The organism is Streptomyces sp. NPDC007901 (genome assembly GCF_042959465.1).
Taxonomy (GTDB): Bacteria; Actinomycetota; Actinomycetes; order Streptomycetales; family Streptomycetaceae; genus Streptomyces.
In genome coordinates this window covers 1,087,453-1,101,854 of sequence record NZ_JBIBKW010000001.1, presented here as the reverse complement: position 1 = coordinate 1,101,854, position 14,402 = coordinate 1,087,453, and the positions used below count along the sequence as shown (strand labels likewise).

At 66.5% G+C, this 14,402-nt stretch carries 15 protein-coding genes, 1 tRNA gene and 2 pseudogenes; 10 read left to right on the top strand and 8 right to left on the bottom strand.

Annotated elements, in window-relative coordinates; translation table 11 throughout:
- The first annotated feature begins 44 nt into the window (after positions 1–44).
- From ACFZDK_RS05275 to ACFZDK_RS05265, 3 genes are all read left to right on the top strand, one after another.
- Positions 45–266 carry a hypothetical protein gene (locus ACFZDK_RS05275; protein WP_390969875.1) on the top strand — a complete coding sequence of 74 codons (222 nt, stop codon included), beginning with the start codon at positions 45–47 and terminating at the stop codon, positions 264–266.
- 149 nt (positions 267–415) lie between these two features.
- Positions 416–640: a hypothetical protein gene (locus tag ACFZDK_RS05270; RefSeq protein WP_390969873.1), complete on the top strand. Its 225-nt coding sequence runs from the start codon at positions 416–418 to the stop codon at positions 638–640.
- Between the two features lie 202 nt (positions 641–842).
- Positions 843–1,277 (top strand): NUDIX domain-containing protein, encoded by a 435-nt coding sequence (locus tag ACFZDK_RS05265; protein ID WP_390969871.1) that lies wholly within the window; start codon positions 843–845, stop codon positions 1,275–1,277.
- A gap of 423 nt (positions 1,278–1,700) precedes the next feature.
- Here ACFZDK_RS05265 and ACFZDK_RS05260 read toward each other — a convergent pair whose 3' ends face one another.
- The 3 genes and pseudogenes from ACFZDK_RS05260 to ACFZDK_RS05250 all read right to left on the bottom strand — a co-directional run bounded on the left by ACFZDK_RS05260 (position 1,701) and on the right by ACFZDK_RS05250 (position 4,028).
- Positions 1,701–2,114: a cytidine deaminase family protein gene (locus ACFZDK_RS05260; RefSeq protein WP_390969869.1), complete on the bottom strand. Its 414-nt coding sequence runs from the start codon at positions 2,112–2,114 to the stop codon at positions 1,701–1,703.
- 21 nt (positions 2,115–2,135) lie between these two features.
- Positions 2,136–2,687 (bottom strand): annotated as a pseudogene (locus tag ACFZDK_RS05255) (transposase); the annotation flags it as partial.
- 492 nt (positions 2,688–3,179) lie between these two features.
- Positions 3,180–4,028, bottom strand: coding sequence for an LppX_LprAFG lipoprotein (locus tag ACFZDK_RS05250; RefSeq protein WP_390969867.1), 849 nt, complete (start codon positions 4,026–4,028; stop codon positions 3,180–3,182).
- A 427-nt stretch (positions 4,029–4,455) separates the two neighbouring features.
- On the opposite strand from ACFZDK_RS05250, the gene ACFZDK_RS05245 reads away from it, so the two are divergent.
- Together ACFZDK_RS05245 and ACFZDK_RS05240 are read left to right on the top strand one after the other, a co-directional pair.
- Positions 4,456–5,205 carry a DUF6928 family protein gene (locus ACFZDK_RS05245; protein WP_390969865.1) on the top strand — a complete coding sequence of 250 codons (750 nt, stop codon included), beginning with the start codon at positions 4,456–4,458 and terminating at the stop codon, positions 5,203–5,205.
- 276 nt (positions 5,206–5,481) lie between these two features.
- Positions 5,482–6,201, top strand: coding sequence for a hypothetical protein (locus ACFZDK_RS05240; RefSeq protein WP_390969863.1), 720 nt, complete (start codon positions 5,482–5,484; stop codon positions 6,199–6,201).
- Between the two features lie 344 nt (positions 6,202–6,545).
- Here ACFZDK_RS05240 and ACFZDK_RS05235 read toward each other — a convergent pair whose 3' ends face one another.
- Entirely contained in the window at positions 6,546–6,764 is a 219-nt protein-coding gene (locus ACFZDK_RS05235; protein ID WP_390969861.1) for a hypothetical protein, read from the bottom strand.
- Positions 6,765–7,244: 480 nt separating this feature from the next.
- On the opposite strand from ACFZDK_RS05235, the gene ACFZDK_RS05230 reads away from it, so the two are divergent.
- Entirely contained in the window at positions 7,245–8,486 is a 1,242-nt protein-coding gene (locus tag ACFZDK_RS05230) for an IS701 family transposase (RefSeq protein ID WP_390969859.1), read from the top strand.
- A gap of 79 nt (positions 8,487–8,565) precedes the next feature.
- On the opposite strand, the gene ACFZDK_RS05225 is transcribed toward ACFZDK_RS05230, so the two are convergent.
- Complete coding sequence (locus ACFZDK_RS05225; protein WP_390969858.1) at positions 8,566–9,294, bottom strand: SDR family oxidoreductase; 729 nt, start codon at positions 9,292–9,294, stop codon at positions 8,566–8,568.
- A 75-nt stretch (positions 9,295–9,369) separates the two neighbouring features.
- On the opposite strand from ACFZDK_RS05225, the gene ACFZDK_RS05220 reads away from it, so the two are divergent.
- From ACFZDK_RS05220 to ACFZDK_RS05210, 3 genes are all read left to right on the top strand, one after another.
- Positions 9,370–9,747, top strand: coding sequence for a MerR family transcriptional regulator (locus ACFZDK_RS05220; RefSeq protein ID WP_306927063.1), 378 nt, complete (start codon positions 9,370–9,372; stop codon positions 9,745–9,747).
- An 88-nt stretch (positions 9,748–9,835) separates the two neighbouring features.
- Positions 9,836–10,231: a VOC family protein gene (locus ACFZDK_RS05215; RefSeq protein ID WP_362755256.1), complete on the top strand. Its 396-nt coding sequence runs from the start codon at positions 9,836–9,838 to the stop codon at positions 10,229–10,231.
- A 202-nt stretch (positions 10,232–10,433) separates the two neighbouring features.
- Positions 10,434–11,891, top strand: a complete 1,458-nt coding sequence (locus ACFZDK_RS05210) for an NF041680 family putative transposase (protein ID WP_390969856.1) — start codon at positions 10,434–10,436, stop codon at positions 11,889–11,891.
- A 984-nt stretch (positions 11,892–12,875) separates the two neighbouring features.
- Here the strand turns inward: ACFZDK_RS05210 and ACFZDK_RS05205 are convergent.
- Complete coding sequence (locus tag ACFZDK_RS05205) at positions 12,876–13,019, bottom strand: hypothetical protein (protein WP_390969854.1); 144 nt, start codon at positions 13,017–13,019, stop codon at positions 12,876–12,878.
- On the opposite strand from ACFZDK_RS05205, the pseudogene ACFZDK_RS05200 reads away from it, so the two are divergent.
- A pseudogene (locus ACFZDK_RS05200) lies at positions 12,998–13,291 on the top strand (site-specific integrase); the annotation flags it as partial. The gene ACFZDK_RS05205 and the pseudogene ACFZDK_RS05200 overlap by 22 nt on opposite strands.
- 138 nt (positions 13,292–13,429) lie before the next feature.
- Here ACFZDK_RS05200 and ACFZDK_RS05195 read toward each other — a convergent pair.
- The gene (locus tag ACFZDK_RS05195) at positions 13,430–13,666 is read right to left on the bottom strand and encodes a hypothetical protein (protein ID WP_360522535.1); all 237 of its coding nucleotides are present in this window, start codon (positions 13,664–13,666) and stop codon (positions 13,430–13,432) included.
- A gap of 637 nt (positions 13,667–14,303) precedes the next feature.
- Positions 14,304–14,375, bottom strand: a tRNA-Arg gene (locus tag ACFZDK_RS05190).
- Between the last annotated feature and the right edge of the window lie 27 nt (positions 14,376–14,402).

Here is a 14,402-nt window from a genome sequence, read left to right as displayed (position 1 = left end):
AACGCCGATGGACGCATAAATCGAACACGTGCTTGAATCCGGTCATGCGATCGTTTCCCGCCGACCTGGCCCAGGCGCAGCAGGAATGGAGCGCCACGTACCGACAGCTCGCCGAACGCCCCGGCCGTACCGAACTGCGCCGACGCCTGCACCGGCTGTCGACCCAGCTGTTCTTCCACCCTTATTGGCAGCAACGGCGACCGAGCCCCACAGCATGGTGGGAACTGCGGCACCTGGGGCGGCCTTCCGACCGTGGGGTGGGGTGAGGTGACGTCTGCTGAGGGGCGTCACCGACGGCGGTGAAGGTACGAGCCACGCCCGCGCCGTACGCGTCCCGCCGCCTGGACACTGAACCGGAGGTCCCCGAATGACAAGCCGGAGTGCGGGGCCCTACGTCCCGGACGATCCTGAAGGCATGGCCGGACCGATACGCGTGATCGTCCATCCACCGTCCCCCACCGGTGGCCGACGCGTCCGCGTCGACGGCGAGATCCTCGGCCTGGCCCACAACCCGACCGACCTCGCCGAGTTCCTCCGCCGAGCCGGCCTGGAAATCGACCCGGCGGAGGTCACGGAAGCACCGTGGATCGATTGGCGCGGGGTGGGGCCGGAGCGGTGGGGGCCGGAGGCGGGCGGGTGATCGAGGGATCGAAGGAGGCGAGGGCGGCACCCCTGTGACTCCGATGACGGCTTCGCTCCGAATGCCCGCAGCCGAGGCAAGCCACCAAGGTCTGTCGTCAACCAGATCGAGTTGTGATCGTCGGCCTCTGTGACAGCTTCCCTGTCCTCAGCCTGCCCGGTTCGAGCCTCCTCACCGGGACGAGCGCACTATCGTCGCGCGTATGAGGGTCCGTCACAACGTTCGCGCGGTCCTGCTGGATGACGGTCAGCTGGTGTTCCTGCGCCGAAGATGGCCGGGCTGCTTGCCGTACTGCACAACGGTCGGTGGAGGCGTCGAACCCTACGACGCCGACCTTGAAGCGGCCCTGCACCGCGAAGTCATGGAAGAACTCGGCGCCACAATCGGCGCCGCCACCGAGTTCCTGACCTTGACCGAGCCGGGTGAAAAGGTCACGGTCGTGCGGCACTACTTCTTCGCCGAGGTACTGGACATGGATCTGAGCCGTCGCGGTGGTCCCGACCTGGACGATGCCGACACCGGCGACTTCTCGCCGGTCCGCGTCGCGCGGGACGCGTCTGCCGTGGCGGCGCTCGAACTCCAACCGCCCGAACTCGTCGACTACCTGTGCGAGCACGCCAAGACGTGGGGCGCCTGAGAGTGTCGCTGGGCAATTCCCGGGAAGGGAGACTCACTCCAACCGCGGCCGCCGCCCAAGGTCGGCCGATCGTCAAACGCACGGTCGACGTGGCAGCCTTGGCCGGGGAAGGTTGAACGCCCGAGTCATGCCGTCTGCACGACTGGCGGGGTGAACGCGCTTGCAGCCCTCGTCGTGCTTCTAGTGCTGCGACCGGAAAGGTTCACCGGCTCGCGACGCCCGGCACGGCACCTCGCCGCGTTGTCGCATCACCCGAGTACGTCCAGTACGCGGGCGATGCTCCGCCTTGCGATGCACCGCACCGGACGCCGCGAGCTTCCCGGCAAACCTTTCCGGTCACAGCACTAGAGACACTGGTGCCGCATCAGGCAACGTTCGCCCTATCGCCGACTGGCGGTGTCAGCTCGTGCCGAGCGGCAGGATCTACTCGACGTCGAGCTGGTGGTCGGCCCAGACGTAGCTTGCGGGCAGCAAGTCCGAGATGAGGACGGTTCGGATGCGGTCGTCTTCCCCGACGATGACCTTGATGGCGGGGAAGTAGTCGAGAAGTACCTGACGGCACCGGCCGCACGGGGGAACAATCCCCCGGTTGCGGTCACCCACGGCGACGATCGTGTCCAGGTCGTAGGCGCCCTGGGCGGCTGCGGCGCCGATGAGGACCAGTTCGGCGCAAGGCCCTCCGGTGAAGTGGTAGGCATTCACCGCAGTGACGATCCGGCCGTCCCGGGCGCGGGCTGCGGCTGCCATGGTGTGGTTGTCACCCCGACAGCGAGTGCGGGCGACGTGCGCTGCGGCCTGGATGAGTTCGTGGTCGACGGGGTGGGTCTGCGTGGTCATCTTCTCTGCCTTCGTCAGGTGTCAGGCGACGCCGACCCGAGTGACGATGGTGTGCAAGCGAATATCGGCGATGTGCTTGTTCCGCCAGATGATATAGCGGCGGATCATGCTGCCCTGCTCCTTGTGGCTGGCGTGGTCGGTGCCGTCCAGCGCGAAGTAGCGCAGCGCGGTGAACTGGGCCTCGATGCGGTTCAGCCAGGAGATGTTGGTCGGTGTGTAGACGAATTCGACGCTGTTGGCCGCAGCCCAGTCGCCAACGCGGGTGTCATTCTTCGTGGTCAGGTGCAGAGAGAAGTTGTCGAGCACGATCGCGACGCGGGTCCTGGGCGGGTGGAGGCTGCGCAGGTAGCGGCAGAACTCCAGAAACTTCGTCCGGTTCTTCTTCGGCTTGATGTGACCGTAAAGCTTGTCCTTGCCCAAGTCGTAGGCGGCGAACAAGTGCCTGACCCCGTGCGGACGGGTGTAGGCCGCCCGCCTCCGGGGTCGGGGTTCCCCATCGGGGTCTTTGCGCTTCCCCCGCTCGGTCCACTGCCGACCGGGGTGGGGCTGGAGGTTGAGCGGGCCAAACTCGTCATTGGCGGGGCGCCCGTACGACCTACGGCACGCGTGAATTACGCGGTGACTGAACGCCGGTGTGCCGATCGCTGAAGTAGCGCGGCGGGTCGGCAACTCTCCAAAGGTGATTCATCGCCGATATCACGGTTGTATCGACGGTCACGAGGAAGTGGCCAAATCGAAGATTTCGGCTACGTTGGAGGCAGACGGTGATATCGCATGGAGCCCGAATCACCCGAAAGCGACTTGCGGGACTTGATCGAACCGTTGCTGCCATCCTGGCTGGGAATGGTTACTCGGGCCGAGTTTGGGACGTGAGCAACGCGCTTTCCAACTGTGGTGGTGGCCGGGTGGGCTGTGTTCAGAGGCGTTCACCTGGGGTCATGGCCGATCGGTCGTCGGCGCCGGGAGGGTTGTGGTTCTCGCCTGAACGGTCGTGAACGGGGCTGAATGAGACGGAAACTGAGACGGGGCCGGCGTATCAAGCGTTCTCCTCTGCCCAGATGTCGCTCAGCCCTCCTGCGCGTCGGCCGCGAGTGGGACGGTGTCCTTGGTCGGCGGCGCTTTGATGGTCACAGGCTGATTGATGTCGAGGAAGGTGATGGTCAGGTCGAGCGGCCCGTCTCCGGTGCCGACCATGTCGTCATTGTGCTCGGCCCGCATGCGGAACTGTTTGGTGCGGTCGTCGCCGTCTATCCACAGGTCCATGGTGAGCGGGTCGGAGACTTCAAGCTGCATGAACTGGTCGAGGCGCCCTCGAATCAGGCCTTTGCTGTTGACCGTCCCCTTGTAGTGCGTGGTCTTGGCGCCGTCGACCGTCTCGTTCCCGATCAGCCGCAGGTCTTTGGACCCGGTCAGAAGCGTGGACTGCGCGGTTGGGCTCGCCTGCAGTTGACTGGGCAGTACGCCGTAGGACTGGTTGTCCGCCCCGCCTCGTCCCCATATGGCCGGCGCAGCGCTGAGCCAGCTCTTGCCTTTCAGCTTCTCGGGACGCACCGCGCTCCCGCCGACGTACATCACCTTGTCGACGAACCGGATCTCCAACTGGCCGTTCCCACCCTGGTCGGGCGCAGCGGTCGTCTTCATACTCATGGCCAGCGGATGCGTGTTCATGGACGCCTCGGCCTCCAGACGTCCTTTCCCTGGCACGGTCCCGCTGATCCGATAGTGGAGCGACGTGATGTCCTCGGAGTTCTTCGCCGCCTTCGCTACCGCCTCCGCCGGAGCTACCTTGGGTAGGTCTGTAACCGCGGAATCGCTCTTGGCGCCTCCTCCGCAGGCAACCGATCCCCCCGCGAGCAATACGGCCGCGAACGCCACACTTGCCACTCTGCGCGGTTCGGACACAAGACCGGACATCTCCGCAAACCCCAAAGACAGATGGCAGATTCATGCCAAGGGCGCGAGCCTGACTCGGAGTGTGTGTCCTGAGGTCTGCTGGGGTCTTGTGGGCCATGTGAGGTACACGCGTCAGACGTACTCGTACCGCCTTCGGCGGCCGTACGTGCGGTCGGACTCTCAGCTTGGGAAGCTGCGGTCATTCGGAGCTGGTCTGGCCTCTGACCTGGGTGAACGGTCGCCGTGCGGCCTCGTCGTGCCCGACTGCTTTCACCGTGGTTCCCCGCTGTTCCCCGCCCGATCTGGTGCGGTTGTGGTGTGGTCACGGGTGCAGGCTTGGCGTCTGGTCGTCGTTGGGAAGCGTGGGAGGGTCCGGGGCCGGCCCGGCCGGGCACGGGACTGTGGCAGCCCTGTTGTCAGTGCGTGCGGTTATGTTGCGTCAGCCAGGATGAGCATCGCTCGGGGAGGGGCTGTGGGAGCCAAGACGGGATTGCTGGTGTACGCCGACGGCGACATACCGGGGCTGCTGCGAGGAGTGGGGCCGGCGGACCGCGACCGAACGGCCGCCATGATGCGGCGGCTGTATCCGGGCCGGGAGATCGAGGAGTGCGAAGGCTCGACTCTCTGGGACGGCGTGTACCCCCCGAAGGGGACGGCGTACGCGGCCAGCTGGCCCGGCGTGGAGGTCATCGGTGATCAAAGGGTGATGATCGACCTCCCCTCCCAGCTCCCGGAGCACCTCGTGGCGGCAAGCGCCGGCCGACGGCTCGTCCTGCACGCCATGCACAGCGTCGTCGACTGGCTTGCGTTCGCCTTGTGGGAGGACGGACGCCTGGTCCGCTCGCTGAGTCTGTCACCGGACAGCGGCATCATCGAGAGCATCGGCGAACCGCTTCCCTTCGAACTGTCCCACTGGGCCGGAAACCGTCCGGCTGGCATCGTGCCCTGGCCTGACGAAGAGGAAGAGCCGTACCCCCTGCCTTTTCACCCCTTGGAGCTGGGCGAGGACGCGTTGCGGGCGCTCTGCGGCTTCATCCAGGAGGGGCGCCCCGAGCCCGATGACGTCGACGCAGACGCCATCGAGCTGCACGGATTCCATACGCGGGCCCCCACGGGCCGATCTCGCGGAGCAGGAAGCGGAGTTGTGCAGAGCCGTGGAAGCCATGGCCCCGCCGCGCGTCTACACACTGGGCCCTGATGGTTCGCTGGTCGAGCGCGATCGCCTTTAGCTCTCGACCCCTTCGTCCCGAAGCAACTTGCATAGGGCATGCGCCTTGGGTGGGTGCGTCTCTCACCCGGGCTGATGGTCCGCAGACGTCCGCTCTCGTTCGCCGGTGTTCGTCGGCGTTGTCACGCAGTTAGACACTCACCGCTCGGTACCTCATTTGCCTGGTTCGCGACTTGGCCAGGGATGTCCATCGGGAGATCGTTCCGCAGGTCGGCCCGCTCGGACGATGTCGAGTACCGTTCTGGCGTGTCCATGCCTCCGGCGCCGCAGTCGCCCTATCAGACGCCCTTCCACCCCTGGGGCGCCTCGCCTCCCCCGCCCCCGCCGGAGAAGAGCCGGGTCGGCCTCATGGCCTGGATCATCGGTGGGGTCTTCCTCCTGATCGTCGCGCTTCTGGCGACGCTGGTACTGGTAGGAAAGAAGATCGAGAGCAGCTATCCGAGGGCCGATTACGCCCTGACCGTGCCCGGGGCACTGCTCGACGGCCGCTACAAGCTGACCAAGGACGACTCCCCGACCCTGGGCCGGACGCTGGAGAGGAACTGGCGGCACAACTGGGACGCCGAAGCCGTCCACGGCGTCGTCGCGGTCTACCAGGCCGACCCGGGCGACGGCGACCGGGGAGAGCTCACCGTGACCGGCATGTACGGCCGGTTCAGGAATACCGCCGGGGTGCGCGCCCGCGTGCTGGCGGGCAACAGCGCCCGCACCACCCAAGCGAAGGTACTCGTGCCGCCGAAGGAGGTCACCCCATCCGGCTCCCGCATCAGGGTCGACTGCGAGGTGCTGACACGGACCTGGGCCGACCGGTCGACGCTCACCTACCCGGTCTGCGTCTGGGCGGACGGCAACACCTGGGCCCGGGTGGCGGACATGACCTTCGCCACCACGATGAACATCGACCTGAAGACCACCGCCAGGACCACCCTCCGGATCCGCTCCGAGATGATGAAGCCGATCAGGTAACCATTCCGGCCGCCCCGGCGTCCCCTCCCTTGCTGCGCCCATCCGCATGGCCAGCACAGGTCTGTCTGGGGAATCAAGCCGAACAAGTCCGAAGCTACTCCGAGCATCGGGTGGGGAGATTCAAATAGCCTCGTCACTGTGACTGGGCCGTCTCGTGAGCTGTGTGACCTTCTGATCCGTAGCTCTAGATAGATCGGTCAATGACGGTCATACAGGCCACACTTCGGGTCCGCAAGGACGCTACGGGACGGGACCGGTTGCTGTGGTTGCTGTGCTTCGTTGCTGTACCGCCGTCTCAGGGCCTCTCTAAGACGGGCACGTAGCGGACACGCGGGGGCGGGTGTTCAGTTCCCGGCATCCTGCAAGCGTGCTTTGCGACGTTTCGGCCGGGGACGGATGCGATCGAGGCCCGTGCCGACAAGCGTCACCCCGCCGATGATCAACATCACGATAGAGACGACGCGGTACATGCCGGTTCCATAGATCGACTCCCCGCCGGCCCAGAGCAGGCTGACGCAGAACATGATCTGGCCGGCGATTCTCCGAATGCGTGGAGTCGTCATGTCTGCCCCCAAGTGCGATGCGTTGTCAGCCGGCGCTACAGGAGTGTGACATGAGGAGCGGACCGGACTGCGGCCCTCTCGATGCGAACCATGGGCGGGACGGTCACCGAGGTCTGCCCGGCTGGTCGCCCGTGTGCTGGTGGTCGATGAACTGGGCGGCATCTCCCGGAGGTGATACTGGTCAACGCGTGAAGCCTCTGGGTTCCGGAACGTGATCTTCGCAGACCTGTTCCTACCAGGGGCTTCTCGCGTATCTGATGCCGGGTCAAGTCCATCTGATGGCCCTGGTCAGTCAGGAAGATCGCGGATCTGCCGGACGGGCGGCCTAGTACTCCAGCCGTAGTTGTGGATCTTGGAGAGTGAGGCGGTGCCGACGGGTGGGGCCACCGGTGATCATCGTGTGTGAAGACAGAAGATCAGATAGTGGCCGCAGGCCACAGCGTAGGCCCTGTCCGTTGGGACGAGGAGTTCGAGGGGCTGATGGAGCGCATAGCCGGACGGTTCGCCCGTTCTGAACCCCGGCGTCGGGTGGGGAAGTTCGTTCGCGGACTGCTGGCCGATCTGCCCCGCAAGAACTGCTGGACGATCGCGGAGTGGGCCGGTGAGGCCACGCCGGATGGCATGCAGCATCTGTTAGAGCGGGCCAAGTGGGACGCGGACGCGGTCCGCGATGATCTGCGCGATTACGTCGTCGACCACCTCGGCGGCGATCAGGCCGTCCTCGTCGTCGACGAGACTGGCGACGTGAAGAAGGGGAACGCGACCGTCGAAGTGCAGCGCCAGTACACCGGCACTGCCGGGCGGATCGAGAACTCCCAGGTCGCGGTCTATCTTGTCCATGCCACGCCGCGCGGACACGCCGCCGTCGACCGTGAGTTGTACTTGCCCAGAGCATGGACCGACGATCCTGAGCGGTGCCGCAGGGCGGGCCTGGACCCCGACGAGGTGCGTTTCGCCACCAAGACGCAGCTCGCCGCCGCGATGCTCGAGAGGTTCTGGGCCGGCGGTCACACGGCCGGCTGGGTCACCGGCGACGAGGTCTACGGCGGCAACCCGGCCCTGCTGTCGGTGATCGCTACGCACGGGACGGGATACGTCATGGCCGTCTCCTGCCGCACCGAAGTGCATACCCCTGCCGGCAAGTTCCGTGTCGACGCGCTGATGCGCAAGGTACCTCGACATGGATGGCAGCAACTGTCCGCAGGCGCCGGCGCAAAAGGCCCGCGCCGTTACGACTGGACCGCCGTGGACCTGATCCCCACCCACTCGGCTGGCACCTGCCAGCTGTTGATCCGCCGCAACCGCACCACCGGTGAGGTGGCCTACTACCACTGCTTCAGCCCGCGGCCAGTACCGCTGCCCGCCCTGGTCCGCGTCGCCGGAACCCGCTGGAGGATCGAGGAGACCTTCCAAGCCGCCGAGGGCCTCGCCGGTCTGGACGAGCACCAGGTCCGCCGCCACACCCCCTGGCTGCGCTGGGTGACCCTCGCGATGCTCGCCCACGCCTTCCTGGCCGTCATCCGCGCCGACGAGCACCGCGAATACCCGGCCCGCACCGGACTCATCGCCCTCACCTGCAACGAAATACAGCGACTATTCGCCCTGCCCGCCGCATCCCCGAACGGCCAACGCGACCATCGCCTGCGCTGGTCACTATGGCGTCGCCGACACCAGGCACGCACCCGCGAGTGCCACTACCGCCGACGCGCGGCCACAACATGAAGATCCACAACTGCGGATGGAGTATCAAGTGACCGACCTCAGAAGCAACCGACCGAAGCCAGCGTGGCCCGAGGGCCCCTCAGCCTGCCGTTAGCGCCGCCAGGGCTCGGTCCATCGCGGCGTTGAACTCTTCCGGCGTCAGTGGCAGTCGTGACTTGACGTCCCGACTCCACTGGTCGGCGAGGACCTCGGCGGAGCCCGCCTCGACACCGTCGAGCACCGCATCGGCCAGGTCCGACGGCGCGATCTTGGCCACGGGCCAGCCCGCCGCCATGTCGGTGTCGGCCAGGCCGAGGTGCACCGCTGTCACGAGCGTGCCCTGCTCGGCGAGCTCCAGGCGGACGCCGTTGGTCATGGCCCAGGCGGCGGCCTTGGCCAGGTGGTAGGCATTGGCGCCCTTGCCCCCGAACCACGACATGGCGGAGAGGACGTTCACGATCGCGCCGCCGCCGTTCCTGGCGAGCGCCGGCGCGAACTCCCGGATCATTCCCAGGTGGCCGAACACGTTGGTCTCCAGCTCGTGCCGCACCGCGTCCAGCGAACCGGTCACCAGGTCGGTCCCCGTCTGGATCCCCGCGTTGTTGACGAGCAGCGAGACGTCCGCGGCGGCCTCGGCTGCGGCCCTCACGGATGCGGGATCGGCGATGTCGAGAGGCAGCACCTCGACCCCGGACAGGTCCACGGTCTCCGGTCGGCGAGCCGTCGCGTAGACCTTGCGGGCGCCCCGTTCGAGCAGGCGCTGGGCGAAGGCGCGGCCCAGGCCGCGGTTGGCTCCGGTGACAAGGGCAACTGAGTTGTTGATGTCCATGCCCCGTACGCTAAAACCTGACGCTGACGTCAGAGGCAAGCGCTGATCATCAGAGCCGGAGTGAGAGGAATCGCCATGACCGTCACGGAGGCCGCAGGCGAGCGGCTGATCCGCATCGGCGAGGTGGCACGGGGCGCCGGCGTCTCGGTACGCGCCGTGCGCTACTACGAGCAGCAGGGGCTGCTCATCGCCGAGCGCAGCCCATCCGGCCAGCGCCTCTACCGGCAGGACGCCGTCACCCTGGTCCGCTTCTTCCAGCAGATGTTCGCCGCCGGCCTGACCAGCCGAAGGATCACGGAACTCCTTCCGTGCTGGGACTCCGGGCACACCGACGCCGAGCAACGAGCCATGCTGCGCGCCGAGCGCGACCGCATCCAGGCCAAGGTCGACGACCTGCAGGCTGCCCTGGACCGCCTCGACGAGGTCATCGCGATCACGGACACGCACCCGTAGGCGCGGTCGGTTCGGACGGCGCACCAGCGATCTACGGCTGGAGTACTAGCCAATACTCTGAGCCCCGTCCGCACTATCGGGGAGAGTCATGACAAGTAGGTTCACTGAGTTGGTCGTTGACTGCCACGATCCGGAGAGGCTCGCGGCCTTCTGGTGCGAGGTCCTGGACTTCAAGGTGATCGACCGGAGCAAAGGCAAGGTCGAGATCGGCTCCTGGGTGCCGACCGTCGAGGACGTTCGGGCCCGCCAGATGCCGCCCACCCTGCTGTTCATCCAGGTGCCCGAGGGCAAGACCGTGAAAAACCGGCTTCACCTCGACGTCAGCCCGATCGACGGCAGCACCGAGGATGAGGTGACCAGATTGCTCGGCCTCGGCGCCACCAAGACGGATGTGGGCCAGGGATCAGACCGAAACTGGGTGGTCATGGCAGATCCCGAGGGCAACGAGTTCGACGTCGTACGCACCCTGGCACCACAGAACTAGGCCGCGAGCGGGCGCCCGCACCCTGTCACACACCGCAACCGTCACGTTGCCGAGAAGACCTAGCTTGATCTTTAACGTCCGGTGTCGAATGGTGCGTCGAACTTGATCACTCGGTCCGGTAACTGCCGTACGCGGAAGCGGCCTTCGTCTGAACATGTGCTCCGACCAAGGAACACACACATTCAGAACGAAGGCCGTGAGGATGAGTCTGCTGCATCACGACGCCCGGTCTGACGCATTGGCACAACTGTCCTGCTTCCGGGGCGAGTTCTACTCCTGCCTGACCGCTCGTTCGGACGCGTTGTTCGAGCTGGCTGATGCCGTTCTGTGCAGTGACGGACCGGTGAGGTCGCTGGCGGAGCTGTCGCTGGTGGGTGAACACCGCCGCGGCCATGGAGGGCTCTACGCCGCGGTGGCCCGTGGACGCATTGATGCCGGCCGGCTGCGCAGGGCACTGGCCGAAGTGCCACTGCCACGGGCTGCCGACGGCCGGCTGGTCCTGGCCGTCGACGTCACCTGCTGGCTGCGGCCCGACGCCCACACCTCACCACAGCAGATCCTGTGCCACACCTACGGGCGGGGAAAGGACCAGCACATCCCGGTCCCCGGCTGGCCCTACTCGATCGTCTGCGCACTGGAGCCGGGCCGCAGTTCGTGGACCGCGCCTCTGGATGCGCTTCGTCTGGTCCCCGGGGACGACACCGCCACCGTCACCGCCCGGCAGCTGCGCGATCTGCTCCAGCGACTGATCACGGCCGGGCAGTGGCAGACGGGTGACCCGGACATCCTTATCGTCGCGGACGCCGGATACGACGCCCCCCGCCTCGGCTTCCTCCTGGGAGACCTGCCCGTGCAGGTGCTGGCCAGGATGCGATCCGACCGCGTCCTGCGCAGGGCTGTGCCACCCCGGCTGCCGCACACCCAGGGCCGGCCGCCCCGGCACGGAGGCGAGTTCGTCTTCGGACAGCCCGGCACCTGGGGCACCCCGGACACCGAAACAGTCACCGAAACCCGCCTCTACGGCACCGCCAGGGCCCGCTCCTGGGACCGGCTGCACCCCAAACTGACCCACCGCTCTTCCTGGGCAGCCGCCGACGGCACCCTCCCGATCGTCGAAGGGACGGTGATCCGCCTGGACATCGACCACATGCCCAGCGGAGCAACACCCAAGCCGGTCTGGCTGTGGTGGTCAGGCACCGACGCCACTCCGGCAGACGCCGACCGTCTCTGGCAGGCATACCTGCGACGCTTCGACATCGAGCACACCTTCCGCCTGTTCAAACAGACCCTCGGCTGGACCTCCCCAAAGATCCGCACTCCCGAGGCAGCCGACCGATGGACATGGCTGATCCTCGCCGCCTACACCCAACTGCGGCTCGCCCGGACGCTGGCGGCCGACCTACGGCGGCCCTGGGAGAGACCAACCCCGCCGGACAGGCTCACCCCCGCCCGAGTCCGCCGCGACTTTCGGCACATCCGCCCCATGGCCAGCTGCCCGGCCCAGGCACCGAAACCCTCCCGCCCCGGCCCCGGACGACCACCAGGCAGAAAGAACACCCGGCCCACACCCCGCCACGACGTGCACACACCCCGCAAGACACAACCCGCGAAACAGCGAACGAAGACGTCAACCGCCCCACGACCACGCCGCACAGGTTAAAGATCAAGCTAGGGCGTGTATCGAAAATGGATCTTGGAGCGGCTTGGTATCCCGGGGCGGGCAAGCCTGGTGGGCAAGATCGGCAGCGCTCACCGTTGTCGGCAACGTCGTTGCCGACCCCGCCCACGTCACCAAGACAGGCCGCAAGGCCCCCCAGCAGTCACAGCAGCCCGTTGCAGACCCCTGGGCAACTCAGGCCCCAGCAGCACCGCGATACGCCGCAGAGCCCCCGTTCTAGAGATCTACATTGGCGAGGACGTCGACGTCGATGTCGGCGTGTGCGGGTGCGACGCACGTCAAGGACAACAGCACTCCAGTGGCGAGTGCAGCCAAGGCCATAGCGATGCGCTTCATACCTATCCCTCCTAGCTGGCAGATCAGAACCACGACAAGGCTTACCAGCGGAAAATCCCCCAAACCGTCATCATCTGAACGAGTGACCTCGCCGCCCGCGACCGGTCGATGCCGCCCCCGTACGCGCGAGGAGCCACCCCCGCCCAACCCCGGAGAGATCAGCCATGCAGACTCCGCCCCGCCGCAGCCGCCGCGATCGCGCCGAGGTCGAGCGCCTGCGCACCCATTTTCGATACACGCCCTAACTGCCCCTGCTGTGCTCCCTGGCACGGTAACTCAATGTCACAGCAGTATCAGCGCTTGAAGGAGTCCTTGGCCCTCTCTTTCGTGCCCGCATCTTGCCTCGGGCTTCGAGGGCGGCTCCCTTTGCTGCGAGGGTGTCCTTATGCATGGGCATGGGCCACCTTTCGCACGGTCTTTCCTGCAACCTGTTCGGCCTTTGCTTTGACTTTCTCTCCGCTACTCATCTCGGTGCCTCCGCGCTCCCTGGCCGAGTGCCCTTAAACCAGGGAAAAAACCCTGATCAGGCGGTGTCACACTGTTCCACCGCTCCTGCATGAGTGGCAGTAGCGGCACTCTCATGCAAATGCTCTTCCCTGCTGTGCTGCCCCAGGGGCCCTGTAGGGCCGCTCAGGCCAGGGCGATGAGGTCAAGCCAGGGGCGGGCGGTCAGCTTCCGCACACGCCCGGCATCGCGGCGGCGATCGGTGTCGTCCTGTACTTCCTGGGCGCCGTGATCACGCACGTCCGCGGAGGCGACACGCGGTCGGCTCATCCACCTACTGGCGAGTGTGGGAGGAAGCGCGCGAATACGCACTGCCGCCCGATCGGGTCGACTCGCCATTGGCGGGACGCCCGTACGACCTGCGGCATGCGTGCATCACGCGGTGGCTGAATGCCGGTGTGCCGATCGCTGAGGTTGCCCGGCGGGTCGGCAACTCTCCCGAGGTGATCCACCGGCGCTATCACGGCTGCATCGACGGCCACGAGGAAGCCGCCAACGCGAAGATCACAAGGGCATTGGAAGAGGACGGAGACGCTGCATAGCGCTCCGTGTCATCGCGCTGCGAGGGCGGTCCGGGAGATTCGGACCGCCCTTATGGGTCGGCACGTACCTGCGGCTCTCCCGGTTACGCTCGCGTGGGAGCGCCCCGCAGCGCGTGGCTGCGGGGCGCCTAGCGGGGTTTAGTCGACATCCTGCCCGTTGAACTTGCCGCCCTTGCAGGTCGGGAGCCCGGCCGCGGACGTGTTCGACCGATCGACCGTTCCGCCGCCCTGCTCGCACTCACCCGGGGTGAGGCTGGCGGGGGTGGCGGTTGTGGCGGTGGCGGTTGTGGCGGTGGCGGTGGCGGCGCCTGTGAGGCCGAGTCCGGCGAGGGCTGCCGTGGCGATGACGGCGGCGAGGATTCGTCGAATGCGCATTTGGTTCGCCTTTCACGGATTGCCTCGGTTGGGACACCACTCAGCTTGATGTTCATCCATGTGGGCGACACGTGATGTTAGGCCGTTCGGGTGACATTGCTGTCGGGTGCAGGGTCGGTGACGCGACCCGTCGGACAGGCCCTAGCGCTAGAGGTGCAGCGAGTGCCCAAAAGCCCTGTTGGCCCGCGCTATCGGCGCATCGCCTAGCGCCGCCCGGTACGCCTCGTATCGAACCCAGGCGTCTTCGAACATCTCGATGACGGCTGGGATGGCGCCGCACTCTTCGAGGTAGGCGTGCTGCCCGACCGCCCCTTCCGTGAGGGCCAGTCGGGATTATTAGCGACATCGCCGGCGAGGTCGCCGATGCCTCTGTTTCGATCGGTTTAGGTCATTAACCGCGCTGTGAAGCTCTTCGGTTTGGGCATGCCCACATGCTTCCGCAGAGCCCCGACGTCGTCAGGGGTGCCCTGCTCGTGAGGAGCGCGCGAGCGTGTCGGAGGTGTGTCGCGTGTATCGCAGATGGTGCGTGGACAGCGAGAGACAACGAGAAAGAGCGGGAGTCAGTGAGACTGACTCCCGCTCTCTCAAGTCGGCATCCGCCCTGGTCAGCGTTTGATTTCTACTGATCCTCGGCGAGTGCCCCCGGCAGGATTCGAACCTGCGCACACGGCTCCGGAGGCCGTTGCTCTATCCCCTGAGCTACGGGGGCGTCTGGCGTTGAGCGCTTGCTCGCGGC

Excerpts from the sequence above, each read along its gene's own strand:
- ACFZDK_RS05275 (WP_390969875.1), top strand. The coding sequence starts at position 45 with ATGCGATCGTTTCCCGCCGACCTGGCCCAGGCGCAGCAGGAATGGAGC.
- ACFZDK_RS05270 (WP_390969873.1), top strand. The coding sequence starts at position 416 with ATGGCCGGACCGATACGCGTGATCGTCCATCCACCGTCCCCCACCGGT.
- ACFZDK_RS05265 (WP_390969871.1), top strand. The coding sequence starts at position 843 with ATGAGGGTCCGTCACAACGTTCGCGCGGTCCTGCTGGATGACGGTCAG.
- ACFZDK_RS05260 (WP_390969869.1), bottom strand. The coding sequence starts at position 2,114 with ATGACCACGCAGACCCACCCCGTCGACCACGAACTCATCCAGGCCGCA.
- ACFZDK_RS05250 (WP_390969867.1), bottom strand. The coding sequence starts at position 4,028 with ATGTCCGGTCTTGTGTCCGAACCGCGCAGAGTGGCAAGTGTGGCGTTC.
- ACFZDK_RS05245 (WP_390969865.1), top strand. The coding sequence starts at position 4,456 with ATGAGCATCGCTCGGGGAGGGGCTGTGGGAGCCAAGACGGGATTGCTG.
- ACFZDK_RS05235 (WP_390969861.1), bottom strand. The coding sequence starts at position 6,764 with ATGACGACTCCACGCATTCGGAGAATCGCCGGCCAGATCATGTTCTGC.
- ACFZDK_RS05230 (WP_390969859.1), top strand. The coding sequence starts at position 7,245 with ATGGAGCGCATAGCCGGACGGTTCGCCCGTTCTGAACCCCGGCGTCGG.
- ACFZDK_RS05225 (WP_390969858.1), bottom strand. The coding sequence starts at position 9,294 with ATGGACATCAACAACTCAGTTGCCCTTGTCACCGGAGCCAACCGCGGC.
- ACFZDK_RS05220 (WP_306927063.1), top strand. The coding sequence starts at position 9,370 with ATGACCGTCACGGAGGCCGCAGGCGAGCGGCTGATCCGCATCGGCGAG.
- ACFZDK_RS05215 (WP_362755256.1), top strand. The coding sequence starts at position 9,836 with ATGACAAGTAGGTTCACTGAGTTGGTCGTTGACTGCCACGATCCGGAG.
- ACFZDK_RS05210 (WP_390969856.1), top strand. The coding sequence starts at position 10,434 with ATGAGTCTGCTGCATCACGACGCCCGGTCTGACGCATTGGCACAACTG.
- ACFZDK_RS05205 (WP_390969854.1), bottom strand. The coding sequence starts at position 13,019 with ATGAGCCGACCGCGTGTCGCCTCCGCGGACGTGCGTGATCACGGCGCC.
- ACFZDK_RS05195 (WP_360522535.1), bottom strand. The coding sequence starts at position 13,666 with ATGCGCATTCGACGAATCCTCGCCGCCGTCATCGCCACGGCAGCCCTC.